Source organism: Arenimonas alkanexedens (genome assembly GCF_054781355.1).
This window is the reverse complement of record NZ_BAAGUO010000001.1, coordinates 916,468-939,185: the sequence shown is the minus strand read 5'-3', so window position 1 is coordinate 939,185 and position 22,718 is coordinate 916,468. Positions and strand designations below refer to the sequence as shown.

Annotated in this window: 18 protein-coding genes and 1 pseudogene; 8 read left to right on the top strand and 11 right to left on the bottom strand. The window is 67.0% G+C overall.

Features of this window, described 5'->3' with window-relative positions:
• Positions 1 to 43: 43 nt before the first annotated feature.
• The 4 genes from ACYVGY_RS04340 to ACYVGY_RS04325 form a co-directional block, all read right to left on the bottom strand.
• Complete coding sequence (locus ACYVGY_RS04340; protein ID WP_460456229.1) at positions 44 to 967, bottom strand: 5'-nucleotidase; 924 nt, start codon at positions 965 to 967, stop codon at positions 44 to 46.
• Positions 968 to 1,013: 46 nt separating this feature from the next.
• The gene (locus ACYVGY_RS04335; RefSeq protein ID WP_460456259.1) at positions 1,014 to 1,784 is read right to left on the bottom strand and encodes an NAD kinase; all 771 of its coding nucleotides are present in this window, start codon (positions 1,782 to 1,784) and stop codon (positions 1,014 to 1,016) included.
• Positions 1,785 to 1,911: 127 nt separating this feature from the next.
• Complete coding sequence (locus ACYVGY_RS04330) at positions 1,912 to 6,825, bottom strand: NAD-glutamate dehydrogenase (protein ID WP_460456228.1); 4,914 nt, start codon at positions 6,823 to 6,825, stop codon at positions 1,912 to 1,914.
• 133 nt (positions 6,826 to 6,958) lie between these two features.
• Positions 6,959 to 8,155 (bottom strand): acyl-CoA dehydrogenase family protein, encoded by a 1,197-nt coding sequence (locus ACYVGY_RS04325; protein WP_460456227.1) that lies wholly within the window; start codon positions 8,153 to 8,155, stop codon positions 6,959 to 6,961.
• A gap of 124 nt (positions 8,156 to 8,279) precedes the next feature.
• On the opposite strand from ACYVGY_RS04325, the pseudogene ACYVGY_RS04320 reads away from it, so the two are divergent.
• Positions 8,280 to 9,206 (top strand): annotated as a pseudogene (locus ACYVGY_RS04320) (ArsR/SmtB family transcription factor); the annotation flags it as partial.
• A complete protein-coding gene (gene metH, locus ACYVGY_RS04315) occupies positions 9,206 to 12,967 on the top strand; it encodes a methionine synthase (RefSeq protein ID WP_460456226.1) in 3,762 nt (1,253 codons plus the stop codon). The pseudogene ACYVGY_RS04320 and the gene metH, both read left to right, overlap by 1 nt.
• 95 nt (positions 12,968 to 13,062) lie before the next feature.
• On the opposite strand, the gene ACYVGY_RS04310 is transcribed toward metH, so the two are convergent.
• The 5 genes from ACYVGY_RS04310 to ACYVGY_RS04290 form a co-directional block, all read right to left on the bottom strand.
• Entirely contained in the window at positions 13,063 to 13,782 is a 720-nt protein-coding gene (locus ACYVGY_RS04310; protein ID WP_460456225.1) for a DUF2058 domain-containing protein, read from the bottom strand.
• 13 nt (positions 13,783 to 13,795) lie between these two features.
• Entirely contained in the window at positions 13,796 to 14,029 is a 234-nt protein-coding gene (locus tag ACYVGY_RS04305) for a SlyX family protein (RefSeq protein ID WP_460456224.1), read from the bottom strand.
• Between the two features lie 10 nt (positions 14,030 to 14,039).
• Complete coding sequence (locus ACYVGY_RS04300) at positions 14,040 to 15,380, bottom strand: UDP-glucose dehydrogenase family protein (protein WP_460456223.1); 1,341 nt, start codon at positions 15,378 to 15,380, stop codon at positions 14,040 to 14,042.
• An 83-nt stretch (positions 15,381 to 15,463) separates the two neighbouring features.
• A complete protein-coding gene (locus ACYVGY_RS04295) occupies positions 15,464 to 16,237 on the bottom strand; it encodes an FKBP-type peptidyl-prolyl cis-trans isomerase (RefSeq protein WP_460456222.1) in 774 nt (257 codons plus the stop codon).
• Between the two features lie 96 nt (positions 16,238 to 16,333).
• Positions 16,334 to 16,789: a DUF3429 domain-containing protein gene (locus ACYVGY_RS04290; protein WP_460456221.1), complete on the bottom strand. Its 456-nt coding sequence runs from the start codon at positions 16,787 to 16,789 to the stop codon at positions 16,334 to 16,336.
• Between the two features lie 35 nt (positions 16,790 to 16,824).
• Between ACYVGY_RS04290 and ACYVGY_RS04285 the strand changes: the two genes are divergently transcribed.
• On the top strand, positions 16,825 to 17,325 hold the full coding sequence (locus ACYVGY_RS04285) for a nuclear transport factor 2 family protein (protein ID WP_460456220.1): 501 nt from the start codon (positions 16,825 to 16,827) through the stop codon (positions 17,323 to 17,325).
• Between the two features lie 18 nt (positions 17,326 to 17,343).
• Here ACYVGY_RS04285 and ACYVGY_RS04280 read toward each other — a convergent pair whose 3' ends face one another.
• A complete protein-coding gene (locus ACYVGY_RS04280) occupies positions 17,344 to 17,916 on the bottom strand; it encodes a glutathione peroxidase (RefSeq protein WP_460456219.1) in 573 nt (190 codons plus the stop codon).
• Between the two features lie 140 nt (positions 17,917 to 18,056).
• Between ACYVGY_RS04280 and ACYVGY_RS04275 the strand changes: the two genes are divergently transcribed.
• From ACYVGY_RS04275 to ACYVGY_RS04255, 5 genes are all read left to right on the top strand, one after another.
• Complete coding sequence (locus tag ACYVGY_RS04275; protein WP_460456218.1) at positions 18,057 to 18,293, top strand: hypothetical protein; 237 nt, start codon at positions 18,057 to 18,059, stop codon at positions 18,291 to 18,293.
• A 1-nt stretch (position 18,294) separates the two neighbouring features.
• Positions 18,295 to 18,663, top strand: a complete 369-nt coding sequence (locus ACYVGY_RS04270; protein ID WP_460456217.1) for a GntR family transcriptional regulator — start codon at positions 18,295 to 18,297, stop codon at positions 18,661 to 18,663.
• Positions 18,660 to 19,517, top strand: coding sequence for an ABC transporter ATP-binding protein (locus ACYVGY_RS04265; RefSeq protein ID WP_460456216.1), 858 nt, complete (start codon positions 18,660 to 18,662; stop codon positions 19,515 to 19,517). Before ACYVGY_RS04270 ends, ACYVGY_RS04265 begins: the two co-directional genes overlap by 4 nt.
• The gene (locus ACYVGY_RS04260) at positions 19,514 to 20,485 is read left to right on the top strand and encodes a hypothetical protein (RefSeq protein WP_460456215.1); all 972 of its coding nucleotides are present in this window, start codon (positions 19,514 to 19,516) and stop codon (positions 20,483 to 20,485) included. The genes ACYVGY_RS04265 and ACYVGY_RS04260 overlap by 4 nt, the downstream gene beginning before the upstream one ends.
• A gap of 65 nt (positions 20,486 to 20,550) precedes the next feature.
• Positions 20,551 to 21,144, top strand: a complete 594-nt coding sequence (locus ACYVGY_RS04255) for a hypothetical protein (RefSeq protein ID WP_460456214.1) — start codon at positions 20,551 to 20,553, stop codon at positions 21,142 to 21,144.
• A 60-nt stretch (positions 21,145 to 21,204) separates the two neighbouring features.
• Here ACYVGY_RS04255 and ACYVGY_RS04250 read toward each other — a convergent pair whose 3' ends face one another.
• Positions 21,205 to 22,641 carry a class II fumarate hydratase gene (locus ACYVGY_RS04250; protein ID WP_460456213.1) on the bottom strand — a complete coding sequence of 479 codons (1,437 nt, stop codon included), beginning with the start codon at positions 22,639 to 22,641 and terminating at the stop codon, positions 21,205 to 21,207.
• Between the last annotated feature and the right edge of the window lie 77 nt (positions 22,642 to 22,718).

Below are 22,718 nucleotides of genomic sequence, written 5' to 3'. Positions count from 1 at the left end.
GTCCATGCCGCCTGCGTCAACGAGGCTTGATCGGACATCGGCTTTACTCGTTGGTGACGCCGAAGGGCACGTGCCCGGTGGCGACGTGCTGGCTGGCGTTTTCGATGTTGTGGCGGGAATCGTCGAAGAAGATGTCGGCGCCGAAGGCCTGCAGGAAGGGGCCCTTGTTGCGGCCGCCGAGGAACATGGCTTCGTCCAGGCGCACGCCCCATTCGCGCAGGGTCAGGATGACGCGTTCGTGGGCGGGCGCAGAGCGCGCGGTGACCAGCGCGGTGCGGATCGGCGAGTCTTCGCCGGGCGGGAAGGCCAGCTGCAGTTCGTGCAGGGCGGCGAGGAAGCCGCGGAAGGGTCCGCCGGACAGCGCCTCGTTGACGCGGGTGGATTCGTTGTCGTGGAAGGCCTGCAGCCCAGATGCCTGCGACACGCGCTCGGATTCGTCGCCGAAGATCACCGCATCGCCGTCGAAGGCGATGCGCAGCTGCGGATGCGCGGGCTCGTAGGCCTTGGCCGGCAGGATGGTGGCGGCGGCGAAGCCGTTCTCGAGCGCGCTGCGCACCGAGGCCGGGTTGGCCGAGAGGAACAGCTGGGCGCCGAAGGGCTTGATGTAGGGCCAGGTCTCGGCGCCGCTGGTGAATACGGCGCGGATGATGCCCAGCCCGTAGTGGCGGATCGAGTTGAAGATGCGCAGCCCGGTGTCGGAGGAGTTGCGCGAAAGCAGCACCACCTCGACCCGCGGCGATTCCGGCGGCGCGCCAGCGTTGAGCGCCAGCAGCTTCTGCACCAGCGGGAAGGCGATGCCCTGCCCCAGGATTTCCTTCTCGCGGCTGCGCTGGAACTGGGCGTAGGCCTCCAGCCCGTCGGCCTGGAACAGCGCATGGCTGTCCTCGAGGTCGAACAAGGCGCGCGCAGTGATGGCCACGACCAGGCGGTCGGCAGGACGGTCGGGCGGTACGGAAAGGGGGCTCATGGCTTGGAGTGTGCGCCGCCGCGGTCTCAGGAGCTGAGAACGGGGCTCAGGTGATGAACTGTTCGTTGAGGATGCGTTCCTCGAGATTGTGCTCGCGGTCGAACAGCAGGGTCACGTGGTGCTCGCGCGACTCACGGATGCTGACCTCGACCACGTCGCGAACCTCGTGCGAATCGGCGGTGGCGCTGACCGGGCGCTTGTAGCCATCCAGCACCTCCAGCCTCACCTCGGTGTCCGAGCGCAGCAGGGCGCCGCGCCAGCGCCGCGGCCGGAAGGCGGCGATCGGCGTCAGCGCGATCACCTGCGAGCCCAGCGGCAGGATCGGCCCATGGGCCGAGAAGTTGTAGGCCGTGCTGCCGGCCGGCGTCGCCACCAGGGCGCCGTCGCAGACCAACTCTTCCAGCCGCATGTGGCCGTTGAGATGCACACGCAGGTGCGCCGCCTGGCGGGTTTGGCGCAGCAGCGAGACTTCGTTGTAGGCCAGCGAATTGACGGTGGCACCGGACTCGGTGGTGGCGCGCATTTCCAAGGGATGCAGCACGGTGGTCTCGGCCGCGTGCAGGCGCTCGAGCAGGCTTTCGGGCCGGTGCTGGTTCATCAGGAAACCGACGCTGCCCAGCTTCATCCCGTAGACCGGCCGGCCCAGCGGGCCGTGGCGGTGCAGCGTGTGGAGCATGAAGCCGTCGCCGCCGAGCGCACAGATGACGTCGGCGTCCTCCGGCGGCACCTGGCCATGGCTGGCGGTGAGCTTGGCCAGCGCGGACTGGGCTTCCGGCGCGGGGCTGGCAAGGAAGGCGATGCGCGGATGGGCGGGCAAGGACATGCCCAAAGCTTACGTCATGTCCCCCGACTGTAGGAGGGCCTTCAGGCCCGAAGCTCTTTGGCGAGAAGCTTCGGGCCTGAAGGCCCTCCTACAAGGGCTTGACGCCGGTGTGGGAGGGACTTCAGAGGGCGCCGGCGGCGACGACCTGGGCCAGGCGGCGGACGGCGACCGACAGCGTCGGGTAGTCGAGGCCGCGAAGGTTCCGCATGTCGGCGAACATCGACATCGTGTACTTGAGCGTGGCGTCGTCGCGGGCCAGCCAGGCTTCTACCAGCGCCTGCGACGAACTGCCGGCGTGCGAGGCACCCAAGACCTGGGCGACCAGCGCGCGCTGCTGCGCCTGCAGCTCGTCGCGCAGCACGCCGCGGGCCTGGGCATGCCAGCGGCCCTCGACCGGCAGCGCTTCGACGCTGTCCATCAGCCACTTGGTGTGCAGGGCGTCGGAAAGGTTGAAGTAGGCCTCGGCCACATCGGCCACCGGCAGGTCCTGCTCAATCGAGACCTCGACGATGTCCAGCGCGTAGGCCAGGAACGGCAGGCTGGCGAAGGCCTGGGCCAGGTCCTCGGGGTAGCCCAACTGCTGCCAGTGGGCGACATCGGCCTGCAGGTCGGCGCGCGCCTCAGCGGGCAGCAGACCGCCCAGCGAACCACGCAGGGCCGCCACGCCGCCGGCATAGCGCTCGACCTTCTCGGCGATATTGAGGTTCTCGCCGGGTCGGTTGAGCAGCCAGCGGGTCATGTTGCGCTGCAGGTGCCAGATGCTGGTGAGGGCATCGAGCTGGGCCGCCTCGGACACCTTCAGGTCGAGGGCATCAATGCGGGCCCACAGTTCGCGGGCGTCCAGCACTTCGCGGCTGATGGTGAAGGCCTTGGCGATCTGCGCCGGGGTCTGGCCGGTGTCTTCCTGCATGCGCAGGATGAAGGTCGACCCCATGCGGTTGACGGTGGAGTTGGTGACCGCGGTGGCGATGATCTCGCGGCGCAGGCGGTGGTTCTCCATGTCCTGCGCGTACTTTTCCTGCAGGGCATTGGGGAAGTAGCGCACCAGTTCCTTGGAGAGGTAGGGATCCTCGGGCACATCGGACTCGAGCATCTGGTTGAACACGACGATCTTGTCGTAGCTCAGCAGCACCGCCAGCTCGGGGCGGCTGAGGCCCTGGCCACGCGCCTTGCGGTCATTGATCTCGGCCTCGCTGGGCAGGAACTCAATGGCGCGATCGAGCAGGCCCTGGCCTTCCAGCGTACGGATGAAGTGGCCGAAGGAACCCAGCCGCGAAGCACTCATGCGCTCCATCAGGCTGATGGCCTGGTTCTGGCGGTAGTTGTCGTTGAGCACGAGTTCGCCGACCTCGGCGGTCATGCTGGCCAACAGCGCATTGCGCTGCTCCTGGCTCAGGTCGCCGCGCATCAACGGCGCCGACAGCAGGATCTTGATGTTCACCTCGTGGTCGGAGGTGTCCACGCCGGCGGAGTTGTCGATGAAGTCGGTGTTGACCAGCACGCCGGCCCAGGCCGCCTCGATGCGGCCCTTCTGGGTCATGCCCAGGTTGCCGCCCTCGCCCACCGCGCGGCAGCGCAGCTCGCCGCCGTTGACGCGCAGGCCATTGTTGGCGCGGTCGCCGGCATCTGCGTGGCTCTCGGTGCTGCCCTTGACGTAGGTCCCGATGCCGCCGTTCCAGAGCAGGTCCACGGGCGCCCTGAGGATGGCGTTCATCAGTTCGTTCGGGCTGAGCTGCTCGACGCCCGCGGGCAGGTCGAGGGCTTCGCGCACCTGCGGCGTGATGGCGATGTTCTTCACCGAGCGCGGATGGATGCCGCCGCCCGCGGAGATCAGCGAACGGTCGTAGTCTTCCCAGCTCGAGCGCGGAACCTTGAACAGGCGTGCGCGCTCCGCGTAGCTGCTCGCGGCATCAGGCGTCGGGTCCAGGAAAATGTGGCGATGGTCGAACGCCGCCACCAGCCGGATGTGCTTGGACAGCAACATGCCGTTGCCGAACACGTCGCCCGACATGTCACCGATGCCCACGCAGGTGAAGTCCTGCGACTGGCTGTCGATGCCCAGCGCGCGGAAGTGGCGCTTGACCGACTCCCAGGCGCCCTTGGCGGTGATGCCCATGCCCTTGTGGTCGTAGCCCACCGAGCCGCCGGAGGCGAAGGCGTCGCCCAGCCAATAGCCATGCTCGGCCGAGATGCCGTTGGCGATGTCGGAGAACGTAGCGGTGCCCTTGTCGGCCGCGACCACCAGGTAGGGGTCGTCGCCGTCGTGGCGCACGACGTCAATCGGATGCACGAGCTCGCCATCAACCAGGTTGTCGGTGATGTCGAGCAGGCCGTTGATGAAGCGCTTGTAGCAGGCGATGCCTTCCGCCAGCTGGGCATCGCGGTCACCGCCGACCGGCGGCCGCTTGACCACGAAGCCGCCCTTGGAGCCAACGGGCACGATGACGGTGTTCTTGACCATCTGCGCCTTCACCAGGCCCAGCACTTCGGTACGGAAATCTTCGCGGCGGTCGGACCAGCGCAGGCCACCGCGCGCCACCGGGCCGAAGCGCAGATGCACGCCTTCGACGAAGGGCGAATACACGAAGATCTCGCGGTAGGGACGCGGCTTCGGCAGCTCGGGCACCAGCGCCGGGTCGAACTTGAAGCTGATGTAGTCGCGGTACTCGCCGTCCTTCTTCTGGAAGAAGTTGGTGCGCAGCGTGGCGTTGATCAGGCTCATGTAGCCGCGCAGGATGCGGTCGTCGTCGATGCTGGAGACGGCGGTGTCGAGCAGGATCTCGAGCGCGTCGGCGCAGGCGTCGATCTGGGCGGCGCGGTCGAGGGCGCGGGCGGCGGCGATTTCCTGCGGGATGGTGTCCAGTGACTGGCGGCTTGCCTGGGGCAGCAGCCAGGCGATCTGGTCGTGCAGTGCGGTTTGGCCAGCTTCGTCCAGCGGCTGTTCGCGGCCGGGCTGGAAACGGGCGGCGAACAGTTCGTACAGCAGTCGCGCGATAACCGGGTAGCGCTGCAGCGTTTCTTCCATGTAGGGCTGGGAGAACGGCACGCCGGTCTGCAGCGCGAACTTGGTGTAGCCGCGCAGCATGGCGATATCGCGCCACTCGAGCCGGGCGCTGGGCAGCAGGCGGTTGAAACCATCGTTCTCGGCGCCGCCGCGCCAGACTTCGGCGAAGGCTTCCTCGAAGGGCTTGCGGGCCGCCTCGACGTCGATCTCGCCGTGCAGCGGCTGGACCTCGAAGTCCTGGATGGACAGGCGCTCGCCGTCCACGTCAATGACGTAGGGATGTTCGGTAAGGATGCGCAGGCCCAGGTTCTCCATCACCGGCAGCACGTCCGACAGCGCGATGTCGCTGCTGCGGCGGATGAGCTTGAAGCCGAGCTGGTCACCGTCGGCGCGGTAGAAGGAAACCCGCTGGTCATCGGGACCGGTCAGCTGCGAAGCCTGCACCACGTCGGCGGCGGCGATCTGCGGGCTGACTTTCTCGACGTAGCCTGCCGGCAGGCTGCGGCCGTAGCGCTGGAACAGGCGCAGGCCCTGCTCTTCGCCCAGGTCGCGGACCAGGGTTTCGCGCAGTTCGTCGTGCCAATCGCGGACGATCCGGGCCAGCTCGGCCTCGAGCTTCTCCTGGTCGAAGGCGACCGTGCAGCCCGCTTTCGGGCGGATCACCAGGTGCAGCTGGGCCAGCGGCGACTCACCGATCTGCACGCTGTGGTCGAGCCGCTCACCCTCCAGCGCGGCCATCAGCAGCGCTTCGACGCGATGGCGGATGCCGGTGTTGAAGCGATCGCGCGGGATGTAGACCAAGGCCGAGAAGAAACGGCCGTAGCGGTCGCGGCGCAGGAACAGACGCGTGCGCGCACGATCCTGCAGACCCAGGATGCCCATGGCCGTGCGCTGCAGCTCTTCGGCGCTGGACTGGAACAGCTCGTCGCGCGGCAGGGTCTCGAGGATGTGGCGCAGCGCCTTGCCGCTGTGGCTGTTGGTGGAAAGGCCCGAGGACGCCATTACGAACTCGTGGCGCTGGCGCACCAGCGGGATTTCCCACGGGCGGCGATTGTAGGCGCTGGAGGTATAGAGACCGAGGAAGCGGTGCTCGCGCACCGCGCGACCGGCGGCGTCGAACACCAGCACGCCGATGTAGTCCATATAGCCGGGACGATGCACGGTGGCGCGGGCATTGGTCTTGGTCAGGATCAGCGCGTCCAGCCGCTGGCCCGGGGCCAGGTCGGCGGCGGCCAGGCCTTCGACCGGGCGCGGTTTCACCAGGTGGTCCTTGCCGCGCAGCATGCCCAGGCCGCTGCCCTGCACCGCGCCCAGCTGGCGGTCGGTGACTTCGTACTCGCGATAGCCCAGGAAGGTGAAGTGATTGTCGGCAGCCCAGCGCAGGAAGGCCTGCGCCTCGGTGCGCGCGGCGGCGTCGACGGGCAGCGCGCTGGTGTCGAGCTCATCGGCGATGCGCACCATCTTGTCGCGCATGGCCTGCCAGTCGATGACCGATTCGCGCACGTCCGACAGCGCGGCCAGCAGGTTTTTCTCGATCGTCTGCATGGCCTCGGCATCGGCCTGGCGGTCGATCTCGATGTACATCATCGACTCTGGCTGGCCCTGGTCGACCGCCTGCAGCTGGCCGCCGGCGTCGCGGGCGATGTTGAACACCGGGTGGGCGATCTGGTGCAAGGACGTGCCGAACTGCGCCAGCGCCATGCGCACCGAGTCGACCAGGAAAGGCATGTCGTCGTTGACGATGCGGACCACGGTATGGGTGCTGTCGAAACCGTCGCCGGCGACGCTGGGATTGAACACCGCCAGCTTGGGGACACCGGCAGTACGCTGCCGGGTGAAGCCCAGGAAGGATTGGGCGATCAGGGCCCACTCACGCGGCGGCCGACCCGCCAGCTCATCTTCCGGAAGCCGCGCGAAGAAGTCGCGGGTGAACCGCTCGAGCAGCGCGTGCTCAGCGGCGGATGCACCGGGCGGCAGGGCCGCGATGACGGCGTTGAGGGTGTCGGCGGAAGCCAAAGCGTGGGCGTTCATTGACCGCGTTCTCGCAGAGCGTGATTAAAGTGCGAAATTGTAGCCCTGCAAAATGGTTCCGGCCAGCCAAAATACAGGCAAAAAGAAGCCCCGCTTCAGCGGGGCTTCGGGTACGCCGGCGTACGGATCGGGCTTAGCGAAGGCCGGTTTCGTTGCGGGCGATCACCAGGCGCTGGATTTCGCTGGTGCCTTCGTAGATTTCAGTGATCTTGGCGTCGCGGAAATAGCGCTCGAGCGGCATTTCTTTGGAATAACCCATGCCGCCGTGGATCTGCAGGGCCTGATGGGTGATGAACATCGCCGCTTCCGAGGCGGTGAGCTTGGCCACCGAGGCTTCCGTGCTGAAACGGCCGCCGACCTTGTCGGCCTCGGTCTTGGCCCAGGCGGCGCGCAGGGTGAGGATCTCCGCGGCGTCGAGCCGGCACTTCATGTCGGCGATCTTGGCCTGGATCATCTGGAACGAGCCGATCGGCTGGCCGAAGCTCTTGCGCTCCTTAACGTAGGCCACCGACGCCTTGTAGGCCGCCTTGCCCAGGCCCACGGCCTGGGACGCGATGCCGATGCGGCCGGCGTCGAGCACGCCCATGGCGATCTTGAAGCCCTCGCCGTCCTTGCCGATCACTTCCTCGGCCGTGGCCACGTAGTCCTGGAGCTCGATCTCGCAGGTGGCCGAGGCCCGGATGCCCAGCTTGGGCTCGGTCTTGCCGCGGTGGAAGCCCGGCTTGGCGGTGTCCACCATGAAGGCCGTGATGCCCTTGGCGCCCTTGCTCGGGTCGGTGATGGCGAACAGGATGATGTACTTCGCCACTGGGCCAGAGGTGATCCAGCTCTTCTTGCCGTTGATGACGTAGCTGCCGTCGTCCTGCTTCACGGCCTTGCAGCGCATGGCGGTGGCGTCGGAGCCCGACTGCGGCTCGGTCAGGGCGAAGGCGCCGATCTCGCGGCCCTCGGCGATCGCGCGCACATACAGCTGCTTCTGCGCCTCGGTGCCGAACTTCAGGATGCCGTTGCAGAACAGCGAGTTATTGACCGAGACGATGGTCGAATGCGCGCAGTCAGCCTCGGCGATCTCGATCATGGCCAACACGTAGCTGATCGGGTCCATGCCGGCGCCGCCGTATTCGGCCGGGACCTCGATGCCCATCAGGCCGTTCTCGCCCAGGGTGCGGATGTTGTCGAGCGGGAACTCGCCGGTTCGGTCGTGGTGCTCGGCGCTGGGCGCGATCTTTTCTTGCGCGATGCGCCGGGCCACGTCCTGGATCATCAGCTGCTCTTCGGTGAATCGGAAGTCCACGGCGGTTCCTCGGTTGGTATGCGGGAAAGGCGTCAATTGTAACGGTTGGCACCCGCCCGCACAGGTCCACGGCGCGTGAAGCGTGGCCGCGCGCGCCTTGACGCCCCACAGCGGCAGGCCTAACCTTCATATCTTTGAATCCGGATGAAAGGATAAAGCCATGGATCTCGACGCTTGGTCGGCCTGCCTCAAGGTCCTCGCCGACCCAACCCGGGTCCGCCTGCTGGCCCTGCTGGAGCGCGAGGAGCTGACCGTGGCCGAGCTCTCGGGCGTCACCCGCCTGGCGCAGCCGCGGGTGTCCACCCATCTGGCGCGCCTGAAGGAAGCCGACCTGGTGCGCGATCGGCGCGCCGGTGTCTCGGCCTACTACCGCTTCAACGCAGAATCCCTGGACCCGGCCGAAGGCAGGCTCTGGGAAGCACTGCGCGACAGCACCGACGACCCGCTGCTGCGCCAGGACGCCGAGCGGCTGCCGGCCATCCTGGCCACGCGCGCCAGCGACCGGAACTGGGCCGACTCGGTAGCCGGCGACATGGAGCGCCACTATTCCCCGGGACGCACCTGGGAAGCCTTGGCGCGCTCCACCCTGCCCCTGCTCGAGCCCGGCGATGTCCTGGACGTAGCTTCCGGCGACGGCGTGCTGGCTGAACTGCTGGCCCCGCACGCCCGCCGCTACGTCTGCGTTGATTCCAGTGCAAGGGTGGTGGGCGCCGCCCGCGAGCGGCTGCGCAAGTACCGGCATGTCGAAGTGCTGGAGGGTGACATGCAGGCGCTGGACTTCCCCGCGGCGCAGTTCGACCTGGTGCTGCTGATGCATGCCCTGACCTACGCCACCAAGCCCGGCCAGGCCATCATCGAGGCCGCGCGGGTGCTGCGTCGCGGCGGTCGGCTGGTCGCCACCTGCCTGGGCAAGCACGAGCACCAGTCGGCGGTAACGCCCTATGGCCACGTCAACCTGGGCTTCACCGTCAAAGACCTGCGCCGCCACGCCGAAAAGGCCGGGCTGGAGGTCACCGTATGCGAGCCGGTCACCCGCGAGAAACGACCGCCCCACTTCGAAGTCCTCACCCTGCTGGCGCGTAAACCATGAAGCTCCTTCCCTGGCACAATCCGGCGCGCACCGAGCGCCTGCTCGCCGCCCTGGCCGAACGCATCCTGGTGCTCGACGGCGCCATGGGCACCATGATCCAGCGGCATTCGCTGGACGAAGCCGCCTACCGCGGCGAACGCTTCGCCGAGGGATACGACGGCCTGCGCTTTTCCGAGGGTCACGCCCACGGGCCGGACTGCGGGTGTAGCGGCTCGGATCTCAAGGGCAACAACGACCTGCTGACGCTGACGCAACCGGCGATCATCGCCGACGTGCATCGCGCCTACCTGGCGGCCGGCGCCGATCTGGTCGAAACCAATACCTTCAATTCCACCAGTGTGTCCCAGTCCGACTATCGGCTCGAGCACCTGGTGCCCGAGCTCAACCGGGAAGCCGCCCGGCTGGCGCGTGCCTGCTGCGACGAAGCCGAGGCGGCCGACCCGGCGCGCCCGCGTTTCGTCGCCGGCGTGCTGGGGCCCACCAGCCGCACGGCCTCCATCAGCCCGAAGGTCGAGGATGCCGGCTATCGCAATATCCACTTCGACGAGCTGGTGACCAACTACGTCGAGGCCGCTCGCGCGCTGGTCGAGGGCGGCGCCGACATCCTGATGGTGGAGACCGTGTTCGACACGCTCAATGCCAAGGCCGCGCTGTACGCGATCGAGGAACTGTTCGAGTCGTTGGGCGTGCGCCTGCCGGTGATGGTGTCGGGCACCATCACCGACCGCAGCGGCCGCACCCTGTCGGGACAGACCGCCGAAGCGTTCTGGTACTCGCTGCGACATGCCCGGCCGCTGTCCATCGGCCTGAACTGCGCCCTCGGCGCGCGCGACCTGCGTGCGCACATCGACATGCTGTCCCAGGTGGCCGACACCCACATCAGCTGCCACCCCAATGCCGGCCTGCCGAACGCCTTCGGCGGCTATGACGAAGGCCCGGAGGAAACGGCCGGCGTGCTGCGTGAATTCGCCGAAGCCGGCCTGCTCAACCTGGTGGGCGGCTGCTGCGGCACCACGCCGGAACACATCGCCGCGATCGCCGGGGCCGTGGCCGGCCTGGCGCCGCGCGCGATTCCTTCGATCGCGCCGTTTACGCGACTGGCCGGCCTCGAGCCGTTCGTCATCACGCCCGACACCAACTTCGTCAACGTTGGCGAACGCACCAATGTCACCGGCTCCATCCAGTTCAAGAAGCTGATCCTGGAGGGTCGCTACGACGAGGCGCTGACCGTGGCGCGCCAGCAGGTGGAAAACGGCGCCCAGGTCATCGACGTCAACATGGACGAGGGCATGCTGGACGCCGAAGTGGCGATGGCCCGGTTCCTGAACCTGATCGCCGCCGAGCCGGACATCGCCCGGGTGCCGGTGATGATCGACTCTTCGAAATGGAGCGTGATCGAAGCCGGCCTCAAGTGCGTGCAGGGCAAGGCCATCGTCAACTCGATATCAATGAAGGAAGGCGAAGCCGCCTTTCTGGCGCAGGCCGCGAAAGTGCGCCGGTACGGCGCCGCCGTGGTGGTGATGGCCTTCGACGAGAAAGGCCAGGCCGACACCTACGAGCGCAAGGTCGAGATCTGCTCCCGTGCATGGAAGCTGCTGGTCGAGCAGGCCGGCATCCCGCCCGAGGACATCATCTTCGACCCCAATATCTTCGCCATCGCCACCGGCATCGAGGAGCACGACGGCTATGCCGTGGCTTTCATCGAGGCGGCGGCCGAACTCAAGGCCCGGTTCCCGCTTAGCCACGTGTCCGGCGGCGTGTCGAACGTTTCCTTCTCGTTCCGCGGCAACAACGCCGTGCGCGAGGCGATCCACGCGGTGTTCCTGTACCACGCCATCCGCGCCGGCATGGACATGGGCATCGTCAACGCCGGTGCGCTGGCGCTGTACGACGACATCGAACCGGCGCTGCGCGAGGCGGTCGAGGACGTGGTGCTCAACCGGCGTGCCGACGGCACCGAACGCCTGCTGGGAGAGGCCGACAAGCACAAGTCGAAGAAAGGCGAGGTGCGGGTCGAAGACCTGGCCTGGCGCGAGGCGCCGGTGGCCGAACGCATCCGGCACGCGCTGGTGCACGGCATCGACCGCTTCGTCGAAGCCGATACCGAAGAGGCGCGCCAGGCCGCGACCCGACCGCTGGACGTGATCGAAGGTCCGCTGATGGCCGGCATGAACGTGGTCGGCGACCTGTTCGGTGCCGGCAAGATGTTCCTGCCCCAGGTGGTCAAGTCGGCGCGCGTGATGAAGAAAGCGGTCGCCATCCTGATCCCCTACATCGAAGCCGAGAAGGCACTCAGCGGCGACGCCGGCAAGGCCAAGGGCAAGGTGCTGCTGGCGACGGTGAAGGGCGACGTGCACGACATCGGCAAGAACATCGTCGGCGTGGTGCTGGCCTGCAACAACTTCGACGTGGTGGATCTGGGCGTGATGGTACCCGCCCAGGTCATCCTCGACCGCGCCCGCGAGGAGAAGGCCGACATCATCGGCCTGTCCGGGCTGATCACGCCCTCGCTGGAGGAAATGAGCCACGTCGCCAAGGAAATGAAGCGCCAGGGCTTCGAGCTGCCGCTGCTGATCGGCGGTGCCACGACCTCGCGCGCGCATACGGCGCTCAAGATCGACCCGCACTATGGGTCGCCCGTGGTCTGGGTAAAGGATGCTTCGCGCGCCGTCGGCGTGATGCAGTCCCTGCTCAGCAAGGACCTGCGAGCGCCCTTCGTGGCGGCCAACGAGGCTGACTACGCCGAGGTCCGCGCCCGCCATGCCAACCGCGGCGACGCCAAGCCGCTGATGGGCCTGGCCCGGGCACGCGGCAAGAAATTTGACGGTGGCTGGACCGACTATGTTCCACCGGTGCCGCTCAAGCCCGGCCTGAGCGTCTTCGACGATTACCCGCTCGCGGACCTGGTCTCGATCATCGACTGGACGCCCTTCTTCCAGACCTGGGAGTTGGCGGGCCGCTACCCGGCCATCCTCGATGACGCCGTGGTCGGCACCCAGGCGCGCGAGCTGTTCAACGACGCCCGCGCCATGCTCGACCAGATCGTTCGGGAGAAATGGCTGACCGCCAAGGGCGTCGTCGGCCTGTGGCCGGCCAACGCGGTGGGCGACGATATCCACCTGCACGCCGACGGCGGCGACGCGGTGCTGCACTGCCTGCGCCAACAGGCCGAGAAGCCGGACGACCGCGCCAACTTCTGCCTCGCCGACTTCGTCGCGCCGCGCGACAGCGGCCGCAAGGACTGGGTGGGCGCGTTCGCCGTCACCGCGGGCCTGGGCATCGAGCCGCATGTTGCCCGCTTTGAAGCCGACCACGACGACTACAACGCCATCTTGCTCAAGTCATTGGCCGATCGCCTCGCCGAGGCCTTCGCCGAACGACTGCACCAGAAGGTCCGCACCGAGCTGTGGGCCTACGTGCCGGACGAAGCGCTGGAAAACGAGGCCCTGATCCGCGAACAATATCGCGGCATCCGCCCTGCCCCCGGCTATCCGGCCTGCCCCGAGCACAGCGAAAAATCGACGATCTTCCGGCTGCTCGACGTGGAGAAGAACACCGGCATGACGCTGACCGAAAGCTTCGCGATGTACCCGGCGGCGGCGGTCAGCGGGCTGTACTTCTCCCACCCCGGCAGTCAGTACTTCGTGGTCGGAAGGCTGTCGCGCGAACAGGTCGCCGACTACGCGCGGCGCAAGGGCGTCCCGGTGGTTCAGGCCGAACGCTGGCTGGCCTCCAACCTCGACTACGACCCCGAATAAGCCGTTTTTTAGAACAGGCGACTGTAGGAGGGCCTTCAGGCCCGAAGCTTTTCGCGAAGAGCTTCGGGCCTGAAGGCCCTCCTACATGTTCCGGGCTACCAGACCAGGTCGTCGGGGACCTGGTATTGCGGGTCGGCGTAGGGATCTTCGCCGGCCGGGGCATTCGGGTCGACGCGCAGGGCGAGGGCCGGTGCGAAGACCTTCTCGGCTTCGTCCAGCAGCGCCGCGGTAACCAGCAGGTAGCGGCCGTCGAGCTGCAGCACGCCGAGTTCGCCGGCGTTGAGCTGCTTGAGCTGGGCTGCGTTGACGTAGATGCGTTTGATCTTGCCGCCGTAGGGGAAGTGCCGGGCGATCTCGGCCTCCTTGTCGTTCAGGCCCTGGTCTTTCACCAGCTCGGTCAGCTTGGCCTTGGCCTCGCGGCGCAGGCGGGCCTCTTCCTGCTTCACCCGCTCGGCCTCGATGCGCTCTTCCTTTTCCTTCTGCGCACGGATGGCGTAAGCCTTGCCGAGGTCGATCTCTTCCTGGCTGCGCGGCTTGCCGCTGCGACGCGTTTCACCCGGCTTGCCCGGCGGGCGCCGGTTGTCCGCGCGCTTGGCGTCCGCCGCGCCGGCCGGACGCGGACCCCGCGGGCCTCGCGTTTCGCCAGGCTTGCCGCCCGGACGCTCACCGCGACGCTCGCCAGGCTTGCCCGGCGCGCGTGCTTTGCCACCCTCGCCCGTGCGGCCGCCCGGGGGCGGCTTGCGTTCGGGACGCGGTTCCGGCTCAGGTGCCTTGAAGCCCAGCCCCATCAATTTATCGCGCAGCGAATTGCTCATGCTTGGATCATGCTCAGTAGTGGGGCGGCGGCGGCTCGACGCCGGAATCGGAGTCCAGCACGCCACGCAGCTGCTTCAGGTCACCCAGCGCGCGCACCAACTGCTCGCTGGCGCGCGCCGTTTCCCTGCGGGTTTCGGCCAGCGCGTCGCTGAGTTCGGTCAAGGTGTGCTCCTGGAACGCGATCCGCGACTCGAGCTCGGCGATGCGGTCCTCGAGACTGGGGCTGCTGGAAGAAGATGTCGACATGTCGGTGGCCTCAATCGCGCCGCAGGGTGCGGCCGCGCCCGATGCCGTAGTAAGCCAGGCCGGCTTCCTCGACGGCATCGGGTGAATACAGATTGCGACCGTCGAAAACCACCCGCGCGCCCAGCTGCTTTGCCATCGTCGGGAAATCGGGGCTGTTGAAGGCCTTCCATTCCGTCACCAGCACCAGCGCATCGGCGCCCTCGAGCGCGGCATCGGGACTGTCGCAGAACACTAGGTCCTCGCGCTCGCCGAAAATGCGGCCAGCCTCGGCCATCGCCTCCGGGTCATGGACCCGGACACGCGCGCCGGCGGCCCATAGCTGGGCCAGCAGGGTTCGGCTGGGGGCTTCGCGCATATCGTCGGTATTGGGCTTGAAGGCCAGGCCCCAGATGGCGAAGGTCTTGCCGGCCAGCGCCGCGTCGAAGTGGCGGCTGATCAATTCGAACAGCTTGCCCTTCTGGTCGTCGTTCACCGCCTCCACCGCGCTCAAAATGCGCGCCGGGTAGCCGTGCTGGCGGGCGATGCGCTCCAGCGCCTGCACGTCTTTCGGGAAGCATGAGCCGCCGTAACCCGGGCCCGGATAGATGAAGTGGTAGCCGATGCGCGGATCCGAACCGATGCCGTGGCGGACCATCTCGATGTCGGCCCCCACGCGCTCGGCGATGTTCGCCATCTCGTTCATGAAGCTGATCTTGGTCGCCAGCATGGCGTTGGCGGCGTACTTGGTCAGTTCGGCCGAGCGCTCGTCCATCACCACCACGCGGTCGTGGCTGCGGTTGAACGGCGCGTACAGGCGCCGAAGCTGTTCGACGGCCTGCGGGCTGCGCGAGCCGACGATGATGCGATCGGGACGCATGCAGTCGTTGACCGCCGCGCCCTCTTTCAGGAATTCGGGATTGGACACCACGTCGAACGCGATATCCGCGCCGCGCGCCGCCAGCTCGGCGGCGATGGTGGCGCGAACTTTGTCGGCGGTACCGACCGGCACGGTGGACTTGTTGACCACTACCACGGGCCGCGAAAGCGTGCGGCCGATCGTGCGGGCGACGGCCAGCACGTATTGAAGATCGGCGCTGCCGTCCTCGTCGGGCGGCGTGCCGACCGCGATGAACAGCGTGTCGCCGTGCGCGATCGCCGAAGCGGCGTCGAGGGTGAACTCAAGGCGCCCGGCACCGTGGTTGGCGCGGACCATGGGCTCGAGGCCCGGTTCGTAAATGGGGATGACGCCGCGGTTGAGGCCCTCGACCTTGGCGGCGTCTACATCCACGCAAACCACGTGGTTGCCGACCTCCGCCAGGCAGGTGCCGGTGACCAGGCCGACGTAGCCGGTACCGAAAACGGTGACTCGCATAGCTTTCCCCTACGGTGCCCGGCGACGCCGGGACCGGGTGTCGCGCGGCCGGCGAGCGGCCGCGCGATTTTCCACGAACGTCGTTACTTGACGATTTCCAGCAGCTCGACTTCGAAGGTCAGGGTCGAGTTCGGCGGGATCGGACCACCGCCGCCTTCGCCATAGGCCAGCTCGGCCGGGATCCAGAAGGTGTACTTGCTGCCAACCTTCATCAGCGCCACGCCCTCCGACCAGCCCGGAATGACCTGGTTGAGGCCGAATTCGGCCGGCTCACCGCGATCGTAGGAGCTGTCGAACACGGTGCCGTCGAGCAAGGTGCCCTTGTAGTGCACCTTCACCACGTCGGTATCGGCCGGCTGGTCGCCGTTGCCGGCACGCACCACTTCGTACTGCAGGCCCGACTCGGTGGTCGTCACGCCCGGCTTTTCCTTGTTGGCGGCGAGGAACTCGGCGCCCTTGGCAAGGTTGTCGACCGCTGCGGCCTCGGCCTTGGCGGCGGCTTCTTCCTGCATCTTGGTGGTGAAGGCCTGCTGCACCTCGACCATCTGTTCGTCGGTGAGCTTGGGCTCGGCGCCGTTGAAGTGGGCAATCATCGCTTCGGTCATGACCTCGATGTCGAGGCTGTCCTTGATCGGGGTCAGCGACTTGGCCATATCCAGGCCAATCATGTAGCTGACCTGCTGCTTCTCAGTCTCCTGACCCTTGATGCCGGCTACCACGGCCGGGGCGTCGGCACCTGCCGCAACCGCGTCGGCGGTCGTGGCGGCGGTGTCTTCGGCTTCGGGCTTGCAGGCGCTGAGGGAGAGCACCAGGCTGGCGAGGACCAGCGGCGCGGCATAACGCAGAGCGGAATTCATTGCGGAAGGACTCCTGATGGGGCGGGCCGGAACGGCGCGACGCCGGCTATTGTCGCGGTGCGCGGCCCGAACGGCAATGCGCGCCGCAAGATTGGTTCAGGCGGGGCCGGTCAGCCAGGCCGCCAATGCCAGCGCGTGGCAGCCCACCACCGCCAGTCCGAGGCCCAGGCGCAGGCGCCGGAAGCTGGCGGGGGCCGGCAGCGCGTCGCCGCGCGCGTCCCACGCGCCAACGAGCACGAAGCCTGCGGCCAAGGCGGTCAATGCCGGAGCGGGCCCCAGCAGCAGCCAGGCGGCCCAGGCCCAGAGGCCGGGCAGCACGGCCCGGACGTACTGCCCCAGCCCGGCGCCTGCCGCCAGCGCACGCCCCCAGCGCACGCCGCCCAGGAAGGACAAAATCACGGCCGAGTAGGCCATGAACGCGTCCAGCGCCGGCAGCCGGAACGCCGGCACGAAAACCAGGCCGGCCAAAAGCAGGAAGGGAACCACGCCGGCCCAGCCCAGGACCAGAGCGGCGCGGTCGAGCGGCGGCGGGGAGGCTTTCGATGGCGTCATGCTGTCCTCACTAGGCAAGGGGTGGAATAAAAAGTATGGAAACCATAGATAGGCTCGCCCAGATCCGCACCCGCCACCCTGCCCCGCCGCCGGCGGCCAGCGACGCCGAAGCCGAGGCGCTGGCGCGCTTCGCGACGTTCTTCTCGAACCTCGCGTCCGACCGGGTCGAGACGCTGGTGCCCCAGACCTATGCCGACGATGTGTATTTCAACGACACGCTCAAGGCTGTCGAAGGTCGCAGCGCGCTCGGGCACTACCTGGGCGAAAGCGCGGAGGCCGTGGAATCCTGCCGCGTCGAAATCCTCGAGACCACGCGCACCGCCAACGACGAGCATCTGATTCGCTGGCGGATGATGATCCGGTTCAAGAAATTCCGCCGTGGCGTTGATACGTGGACCGTCGGCATGAGCCATCTGCGCTTCGATGCCGAGGGTCGCGTGGTTTACCACCAGGACTACTGGAACGCAGCCGATGGCCTGTTCCAGCACATACCGGTGCTTGGCACCCTGATCGCCCTCGTCAAGCGCCGGCTCTGAGGCCGGCGCCCGCCGGGCTCAGGCCTTCGGCGCCGGTTTCGCGGGTGCCGGCTCGGCCAGCAGCTTCTCGATCTCGGCCACCAGCTCCGGATCCTCCGGCTTGGTCCGGCTGCCGAAGCTGGCAACCACGTTGCCCTGGCGATCGATCAGGTATTTGTGGAAGTTCCAGCCCGGCGCTTCGCCGGTGGCCTGGGTCAGCGCCGCATACAGCGGATTGGCGTCGGCGCCGCGCACCTGCACCTTCTCGAACATCGGGAACTTCACACCATAGGTAAGCGTGCAGAATTCCTGGATCTCTTCCTCGCTGCCCGGCTCCTGGCCCATGAAGTCATTCGACGGGAAGCCGAGCACGGCGAAGCCCTGCTCTTTGTAGCGGGCGTACATCGCCTCGAGCCCCTCGTATTGCGGAGTGAAGCCGCACTTGCTGGCCGTGTTGACCACCAGCAGCACTTGACCCCCGTAGGTTTCCTGCAAGTTGACCGTTTCCTTGCCGGCCAGTGCGCGGAAGCTGCGGTCAAGCAAGGTGTCAGCGGCAAGCGCCGGGGTCGCGGCCAACATGCCGGCCATTGCCACACTCGTCCAGATCTTCATTTGACGCCCTCCACCGGCCCACGCCGGGTCTATGCCATCAGTTTGGGCGCTTTGTTGTGCACGAGGTGTTGACAGGCGTTTTCCTAGTGTTATAGTTACCTACAACACCTATCCAATACGTCACTAAGACGGGAGGCGCCATGTACGCCAAATTGAAGACCCAGCTGATCGGACTGTCCGTCGCCCTCGGCTTCGTCCTGGTCGGTTACGGCCTGGGCGAGCCGCCGATGGCCAGCCAGGCCCTGCCCTCCCCCGAGGCCGTCATGGCCCAGGCGCAAGACGCACCCGCCAGCGCGGCCCGCAGCGGAGCGCTCAAGCGCCACCTGGGCATGCCCTACGTGTCCATCGCAGCCCTGCTGCCGCGCCAGGAGTCCTGACATGACCATCGCCTGGAACGACAGCGCGCCGATCTACAGGCAGCTCAAGGACAAAGTGGTGGCGATGATGCTCGACGGCGATCTCAAGGCGGGCGAGGCCTTGCCCTCGGTCCGGCAGATCGCCGCCGAATACCAGCTCAATCCGATTACCGTCTCCCGCGCCTACCAGGAGCTGGCGGACGAAGAACTCGTGGAAAAACGAAGGGGACTTGGCATGTACGTGACACCTGGGGCACGCGAAAAATTACTGGCGTCCGAGCGGGACCGCTTCTTGAAGGATGAGTGGCCGCTGGTGATCGAGCGGATCCAACGGCTGGGCCTGGACATCGGCAAGCTGACCGACCATGCCCGGCAGGGGAGCAAGTCATGAGCGCCGTCATCTCCGCACGCAATCTGAGCAAGCGCTACAAGGGCAAGGCCGCCGTGGACGGGATCAGCTTCGAGATCCCGGCCGGCCGCATCGTCGGCCTGATCGGCCCCAACGGTTCCGGCAAGACCACCACCCTCAAGGCCGCGCTCGGTCTCGTCCCCTTTGAGGGCGAACTGAAGGTACTGGGCAAGGACCCGCGCTCCCAGCGCGACGAACTGATGCAGGACGTCTGCTTCATCGCCGACGTGGCGGTGCTGCCGCGCTGGCTCAAGGTCAAGGACGCCGTGGCCTTCGTCGCCGGCGTGCACCCGCGCTTCGACCGCAGCAAGGCAGAGGCCTATCTGGCCCACACCAAGCTGAGCCCGAACATGCGGGTCAAGGAAATGTCCAAGGGCATGATCGTGCAGCTGCACCTGGCGCTGGTGATGGCGATTGACGCCAAGCTGCTGGTGCTCGACGAACCCACCCTGGGCCTGGACATCCTGTATCGCAAGCAGTTCTACCAGAACCTGCTCGAAGACTATTTCGACGAACAGAAGACCATCATCGTCACCACCCACCAGGTCGAGGAGATCGAACACATCCTTACCGACCTGATGTTCATCCGCGACGGTCGGATCGTGCTGTCGGCGACGATGGATGAAGTGGCCGAGCGCTTCACCGAAGTGATGGTGCCGGCCGACAAGGCCGACGCCGCCCGAGCGCTCAAGCCCATCGACGAGCGGCAGGTGTTCGGCAAGACCGTGATGCTGTTCGACGGCCCGCCGCGCGGCCGCCTGGCCGAATACGGTGAAACCCGCAACGCCGGCATCGCGGACCTGTTCGTCGCCACCATGAAAGGAACCTACGCATGAACACTTTCAAATGGCTCCTCAAGCGTGAGTACTGGGAGCATCGGGGCGGCCTGTTCTGGGCGCCGGTGGTGACTTCGGCGATCTTCGTCTTCTTCTCGATCGTGGGCTTGGCGCTGGTGGGCTTCGGCGTGCGCCAGTTCGACGAAGGCCAGGATGGCCTGAAGATTTCGCAAGGCATCGCCCAGCTCGCCGATCCGACCAAGGCGGCCGAGGTCGGCGCCGCGATCGAACTGCTGATCTACACCCTGGGCAACCCGATCTTTATCGTGATGGCTTTCGTGGGCTTCTTCTATTGCCTGGGTTCGCTGTACGACGACCGCAAGGACCGCAGCATCCTGTTCTGGAAGTCGCTGCCGATCTCCGACACCCAGACGGTGGCGTCCAAGGTGTTCACCGCCGCCGTCGTGGTGCCGGCCATCGCGACCCTGGGGGCCATCGTCACCAGCCTGCTGATCCTGGTGGTGCTGTCGGTGTTCGTGCTGCTGCACGGCGAGAACCCGATCTACTTCTGGGACATCGGCGCGATCGCCCGGGCCTCGTTCAACCTGATCGCCGCGCTTCCGATCTACGCCCTGTGGTCGCTGCCCACCATTGGCTGGCTGATGTTTTGCTCGGCCTGGTCCAAGCGGGTGCCCTTCGTCTGGGCGATCCTGGTGCCGGTGCTGAGCGGCGTGATGGTCTGGATGCTCGGCCTGATGGAACTGTTCGGGAAGAGTGTGGCTTGGTTCTGGGGGCAGGTGGTGGCGCGGGTGCTCAGCGGCACGCTGTCGGGCACGGACATCATCTATCGCCTCGCGGCCAACCCGATCACCACCGATTTCGAGGGTCCGCAGGACGTGGCGCGCATTCTGTCGGTGGGCCAGGCCTACCGCATCCTGGCAGAGCCCGAACTTTGGGTGGGCGTGGTCCTGGGTGCGCTGCTGATCGGCGCCGCGATGTATCGCCGCCGGGTCACCGACGAAGGCTGATACCCGATTTTCACCCCTCAGCGGGAGGCTTCGCCCTCCCGCTACCTTGTCTCAGGAGACACCCGATGAACTTCAACTATCTCGCCGCCGCATTGATCGCATTCTCAAGCCTTGGCGTCACGGCCTGCACCCGCGACGAGACGGGCTCGGAAGAAAAAACCGGCTGGGCCGGAATCGCCGACAAGGCCCGGGCCGAGGTCCGCGAAGAAATGGCCACCCAGGACCTGGACATCGGCAAAAGCGGAGATGAGCTGCCGGGTGCGGCGCTTTCGCCCCAGGGCGATCTGGTGATCGGCGGCGAGAAGGTAGCCATCACCGAGGCGCAGCGCGAGCTGCTGCTGGACTATCGCGCCAGGCTCGCCGACGTCGCGGAGACCGGGGCCGAGATAGGCCTGCAGGCGGCCGCGCTGGCCACCACGGCCATGAAGGAGGCCGCCATGGCCGCTCTCAGCGGCGACGAGGAAGGAATGAAAGCGCGGATGGAGGCGGAGTCGGCCCCCATCGCCGCGGCGGCGCAGGCCCTGTGCGACCAGTTGCCGGCGCTTCTGGCCAGCCAGCGGGCCGCCGCCGACGCGGTCCCCGAGTTCCGCCCTTACGCCACGATGGACGAGAAGGACATCGAGGACTGTGAGGAAAAGCGCCAGGTGTCGATTCCCTGAGCTGGCCGGCCGGCTAAGCCGGCCACATCGCCAGCGCCTGGGCCCATGGGGTCCGTCTGATCAGGACGGACCTTTTTTTGTTGTCCTGCCAAGCCCCTGGCCAGCGCCGGGCTTGCCCTGGATACCGCCCTGGGTCAGGGCGGCGGGATCAAGCAAGGCCTGCAGCGTTTTCTTCGGAAGGCCGGTCGCTTCATGCGCCACGTCCAACACCGGCCTGCCTTCGCGATACGCCTGCTTCGCGATCGCCGCGGCCTTTTCGTAGCCGATCACCGGGTTGAGGGCCGTGACCAGGATCGGGTTGCGGTCGAGGGCCTCGCGCAGGCGCTCCGTTTGCACCGTGAAGCCGGCGATGGCGGTGTCGGCCAGCAGCCGCGAGCCGTTCGCCAGCAGTTCGATGGACTGCAGCAGGTTGTGCGCGATTACCGGCAGCATGACGTTGAGCTGGAAGTTGCCGCTGGCCCCCGCGATCGTCACGGTGGTGTGGTTGCCCATGACCTGGGCGCAAACCATGCACAGCGCCTCGGGCACCACCGGATTGACCTTGCCCGGCATGATGGAGCTGCCCGGCTGCAGCGCGGGCAGCGTGATCTCACCAAGCCCTGCCAAGGGCCCCGAGTTCATCCAGCGCAGGTCGTTGCCGATCTTCATCAGCGCCACCGCCAGCGCGTTGAGCTGGCCCGACAGTTCCACCGACGCATCCTGCGAGGCGATGCCCTCGAACAGGTTTCCGGCCTGTTCGAACTTGGCGCCCGACCGCTTCGACAGCGACGCCGCCACCCGTTTTCCGAAGCGCGGGTCGGCATTGATACCGGTGCCCACCGCGGTGCCGCCAATGGGCAGCCGGCGCAGACGCTGGAGCGTGTCTTCGATGCGTTCGCTGGCCGACGACAGCTGCGCCGACCAGGTGCCCAGCTCCTGCGCCAGGGTCAGCGGCATGGCGTCCATCAAGTGGGTGCGGCCGGTCTTGGTGACCTTGCTCAAGGATTTCGCGCGACGATCGATGCCAGCGCGCAGGTGCTTGATCGCCGGCAGCAGTTGCTCGCGACAGGCCAGCACCGCCGCGACCTGGATCGCGGTCGGCACCACGTCGTTCGAACTCTGGCCCATGTTGACCTGGTCGTTGCCGTGCACGGGTTTGCGGCTGCGCCGCGACGCCAGGCTGGCGATCACCTCGTTCGCATTCATATTGCTGGACGTGCCGGAGCCGGTCTGGAACACGTCCACCGGGAACTGGCCGTCGAGGTCGCCAGCGGCGACCTGCAGGGCGGCGTCCTGGATCGCGGCGGCGACGCCTTTGGGCAAATGGCCGAGGGCGGCATTGGCATCGGCAGCGGCGGCTTTGACCAACCCCAGCGCGCGGATGAACTCGCGCGGCATGCGCAGGCCGGAGATCGCGAAATTCTGCACGGCGCGCTGGGTCTGGGCGCCGTAAAGCGCCTCGGCCGGGACCTGAAGTTCACCCAGGCTGTCCTTTTCAGTACGGGTCTGGCTGGCCATGACTTGCTCCCTGCGAAGAAGCCCCGAGCATACCGCGCCCCTGTAGGAGGGCCTTCAGGCCCGAAGCTTTCCGCCAA

Coding starts and splice junctions, on each gene's coding strand:
- ACYVGY_RS04340 (WP_460456229.1), bottom strand. CDS start 967: ATGAGCCCCCTTTCCGTACCGCCCGACCGTCCTGCCGACCGCCTGGTC.
- ACYVGY_RS04330 (WP_460456228.1), bottom strand. CDS start 6,825: ATGAACGCCCACGCTTTGGCTTCCGCCGACACCCTCAACGCCGTCATC.
- metH (WP_460456226.1), top strand. CDS start 9,206: ATGAAGCTCCTTCCCTGGCACAATCCGGCGCGCACCGAGCGCCTGCTC.
- ACYVGY_RS04310 (WP_460456225.1), bottom strand. CDS start 13,782: ATGAGCAATTCGCTGCGCGATAAATTGATGGGGCTGGGCTTCAAGGCA.
- ACYVGY_RS04305 (WP_460456224.1), bottom strand. CDS start 14,029: ATGTCGACATCTTCTTCCAGCAGCCCCAGTCTCGAGGACCGCATCGCC.
- ACYVGY_RS04300 (WP_460456223.1), bottom strand. CDS start 15,380: ATGCGAGTCACCGTTTTCGGTACCGGCTACGTCGGCCTGGTCACCGGC.
- ACYVGY_RS04295 (WP_460456222.1), bottom strand. CDS start 16,237: ATGAATTCCGCTCTGCGTTATGCCGCGCCGCTGGTCCTCGCCAGCCTG.
- ACYVGY_RS04290 (WP_460456221.1), bottom strand. CDS start 16,789: ATGACGCCATCGAAAGCCTCCCCGCCGCCGCTCGACCGCGCCGCTCTG.
- ACYVGY_RS04285 (WP_460456220.1), top strand. CDS start 16,825: ATGGAAACCATAGATAGGCTCGCCCAGATCCGCACCCGCCACCCTGCC.
- ACYVGY_RS04280 (WP_460456219.1), bottom strand. CDS start 17,916: ATGAAGATCTGGACGAGTGTGGCAATGGCCGGCATGTTGGCCGCGACC.
- ACYVGY_RS04275 (WP_460456218.1), top strand. CDS start 18,057: ATGTACGCCAAATTGAAGACCCAGCTGATCGGACTGTCCGTCGCCCTC.
- ACYVGY_RS04270 (WP_460456217.1), top strand. CDS start 18,295: ATGACCATCGCCTGGAACGACAGCGCGCCGATCTACAGGCAGCTCAAG.
- ACYVGY_RS04265 (WP_460456216.1), top strand. CDS start 18,660: ATGAGCGCCGTCATCTCCGCACGCAATCTGAGCAAGCGCTACAAGGGC.
- ACYVGY_RS04260 (WP_460456215.1), top strand. CDS start 19,514: ATGAACACTTTCAAATGGCTCCTCAAGCGTGAGTACTGGGAGCATCGG.
- ACYVGY_RS04255 (WP_460456214.1), top strand. CDS start 20,551: ATGAACTTCAACTATCTCGCCGCCGCATTGATCGCATTCTCAAGCCTT.
- ACYVGY_RS04250 (WP_460456213.1), bottom strand. CDS start 22,641: ATGGCCAGCCAGACCCGTACTGAAAAGGACAGCCTGGGTGAACTTCAG.